The organism is Rathayibacter sp. AY1C6, assembly GCF_002931535.1.
GTDB lineage: Bacteria > Actinomycetota > Actinomycetes > Actinomycetales > Microbacteriaceae > Rathayibacter.
On sequence record NZ_PSWC01000048.1, the window covers coordinates 1 to 3,215 of the forward strand.

A 3,215-nucleotide genomic window follows, 5' to 3' on the forward strand; every position below is an offset into this window, starting at 1 on the left:
GGGCGTCCGGGTCCACCGGGACCTCGCCGAGGCCGAGCGCGGAGCACAGCTCGGCCCACCAGCCGGCGAGCACCTCCTCGGTGGGGCGGGCGCCGTCGGAGGCGGAGGGGCGGGGGCCGGTCGTGTCGTCCATCCGCTCAGTCTGCGCCGCGCGGGACCGGCAGGTCGATCCCGTGCCGGTGCGCGTCGGCGGGCGCGTCGACGTCGTCGGTCGTCCCTCCGGGCACCGTCACGAGCCGCGGGGGAAGGACCCGGAGGAGGGCGCGCACCGAGGCGCCGTCGGGATCGCCGAGCGCGGTGAGCGCTTCGACGAGGGCCGCTCGCCGGTGCACGCCGAGGAGCTGCTGGGCTCGGCCGCTCGCGTCGACGGCCAGGAGGGAGGCCTCGACGGCGTTCGACGCGACCTCGAGCAGCGTGTGCACGGCGGGAGCGGGGGCGACGAGATCGGCGGCGAGAACGACGACCCAGTCCGGAGCGCCCGGGCGGTCGAGCAGGGGCAGCGCGGCGGCCAGGCCCGCGACCGGGCCGCCGAACGGCGGATCCTCCTGGACGAGCTCGGCGCCGTCGACGGCCGGTGCGAGCGACGACGGTCCGGCCACGACCCTCCGCTCGGCTCCGCGCACGGCTGCGAGGGCGGTGCCGAGGAGCGTCGACTCGCGGTGCCGGAGGAGCGGCTTGACCGCGCCGCCGAGGCGGGAAGCGCGTCCGCCGGCGAGCACGACCGCGTCGAAGCGGGGGAGCGGAGGCGGCGGGAGCACGGGACCGAGGCTACGCGCGCTCGGAGGTCCGCCGTCCCGGCTCCGGTGTCGGAGGTCGCGGCTACTCTTGTCGGGTGGTAGCAGCCCTGTATCGCCGGTACCGGCCCGAGACGTTCGCCGAGATGATCGGCCAGTCCCAGGTGACGGATCCGCTCATGACGGCGCTCCGCACCAACCGCGTCAACCACGCCTACCTCTTCAGCGGCCCCCGCGGCTGCGGCAAGACCACCTCGGCGCGCATCCTCGCCCGCTGCCTCAACTGCGCGACGGGCCCGACCGACACCCCCTGCGGCGTCTGCGACAGCTGCGTCGAGCTCAGCCGCGAGGGCCAGGGCTCGCTCGACGTGGTCGAGATCGACGCGGCGAGCCACAACGGAGTCGACGACGCGCGCGATCTGCGCGAGCGCGCCATCTTCGCCCCGGCGCGCGACCGCTTCAAGATCTTCATCCTCGACGAGGCGCACATGGTCACGCCGCAGGGCTTCAACGCGCTGCTCAAGATCGTGGAGGAGCCGCCGGAGCACGTGAAGTTCATCTTCGCGACCACGGAGCCCGACAAGGTCATCGGCACGATCCGCTCGCGCACGCACCACTACCCGTTCCGGCTCGTCCCGCCGGCGCAGATGCTCGACTACACGCAGGAGCTCTGCGAGCGCGAGGGCGTGCACGTGACGGCCGGCGTGCTGCCGCTCGTGGTCCGCGCGGGCGGCGGGTCCGTCCGCGACACGCTCTCCCTGCTCGACCAGCTGATGGCCGGCTCCGAGGCCGAGACCGTCGAGTACGAGCGGGCCGTCGCCCTCCTCGGCTACACCCACGGCGCCCTGCTCGACGAGGTGGTCGACGCGCTCGCCGAGCACGACTCCGCCGAGGCGTTCGGAGCGGTCGACCGCGTCATCCAGACGGGGCAGGACCCGCGCCGCTTCGTCGAGGACCTGCTCGAGAAGCTCCGCGACCTGATCGTCGTCGCCGCGACCGGGGGAGCGGCCTCGGCCGTCCTCCGCGGCGTCTCGCAGGACGAGCTCGATCGCATGGCCGGCCAGTCGCGCGCGCTCGGCCTGGCCGAGCTCTCCCGCATCGCCGACGTGGTCAACGAGGCCCTCACCGAGATGACCGGTGCGACCTCGCCGCGCCTGCACCTCGAGCTGATGATCGCCCGCACCCTGGTGCACGGCACCGGCGCCGGCATCGCGCCCGTCGCGGCCCAGGAGGAGCGCCCGCGGCACGTGGCCCCGCCGCGCGAGACCGCGGCGCCCGCCCCGCGGTCGTCCGAGGCGTCGCGCGCGTCCGAGCCGTCCCGTGCGCCCGAGCCGTCCCGTGCGCCCGAGCCCCACCACGCCTCGCACGCCGCCGCTCCCGGCTCGGTGCCCGAGACCATCGCGGCCGCTCCGCGCACCGAGGCGCCGGTGACCGCGTCCGCACCGGTCGCCGCGCCGCCGGTGACGGCGCCCGAGGAGACGGCGGCCGCGCCGGAGGCGGACGAGTCCGCGTCGGCCGAGTCAGGACGCCCCCGCGCGACGACCGCCACGGCGGCTCGTCCGGAGCCGGTCGAGCAGGAGCCGTCGGATCAGGCCGCTGCGTCCACTGAGGCGGCCGCCGCCTCCGCGGCCGCCGCACCCGCTGCGGCCGCGGGCGACGCACCCGCCGACGGCGCGGTCACCCTCCAGCGGATGAAGGACACCTGGCCCGAGATCCTCGAGGTCGTGCAGAAGGCGAAGATGACCGCCTGGCTGGTGGCCTACACCGCCCAGGTGCGCGCCCTCAAGGACGACGTGCTGACCCTCTCGTTCCCGAGCCAGAACGACGTCGAGTCGTTCAAGATGTCGGGAACCGCCGGGCAGCCCGGAGTCAGCGAGTACCTGCGTCAGGCGATCCAGCAGGTCCTCGGCCTGCGGGTGAAGTACATCGCCCGTGTCGAGCCTCGCGCCGCCGCCCCGGAGGCCGAGCGCGCCGCCGTCGAGGCGACCGCCGCGCCCGCCCCGGCTGCGCCGATCCCGGCCGCGACCGGCTCCGACGGCTGGGCAACGGTGGCGATCCCCGCCGATCCGACCCCTGCGGCCGAGGCGGCTGCTCCCTCCGCTCCGGTGGAGGCCCCCGCCGCGGCCGCCGAGCCGGTGCGCGCCGCTCCCGTCGCCGCCGCTGAAGCCGCTCCCGCCGGCGACGAGCCCCCGTTCGACGAGGAGCCGCCGGAGGAGGACATGCCGCCGGTCGAGCCGCCGATGCCCGACTCCTGGGCGACCGTCGCACCTCCCGGCGAGCCCGCCGCCGCGCCCGAGCCCGCCGCCCCGCCGCGGCCCGCCCCCGTCGCCGAGCGTCCGGCTCCCGCCGCGCGCCCGGTCACCCGCACGACCCGCTCGGCGACCGCCGACGGCCGTCAGCGCTACGGCGAGGCGGTCGTCCGCGAGATCCTCGGCGCCCAGTTCATCGAGGAGCAGCCCCACACGCCGCGCGGCCCCCGCG

The 3,215-nt window shown here is 76.5% G+C and carries 2 protein-coding genes; one reads left to right on the forward strand and one right to left on the reverse strand.

The window, feature by feature from the left end; all coding sequences use genetic code 11:
- Positions 1 to 137 precede the first annotated feature (137 nt).
- Positions 138 to 758: a molybdenum cofactor guanylyltransferase gene (locus C5D36_RS16470; RefSeq protein ID WP_258062977.1), complete on the reverse strand. Its 621-nt coding sequence runs from the start codon at positions 756 to 758 to the stop codon at positions 138 to 140.
- A 74-nt stretch (positions 759 to 832) separates the two neighbouring features.
- Between C5D36_RS16470 and C5D36_RS16475 the strand changes: the two genes are divergently transcribed.
- On the forward strand, positions 833 to 3,215 hold a 2,383-nt coding region (locus C5D36_RS16475), incomplete at its 3' end, for a DNA polymerase III subunit gamma and tau (RefSeq protein WP_104296294.1).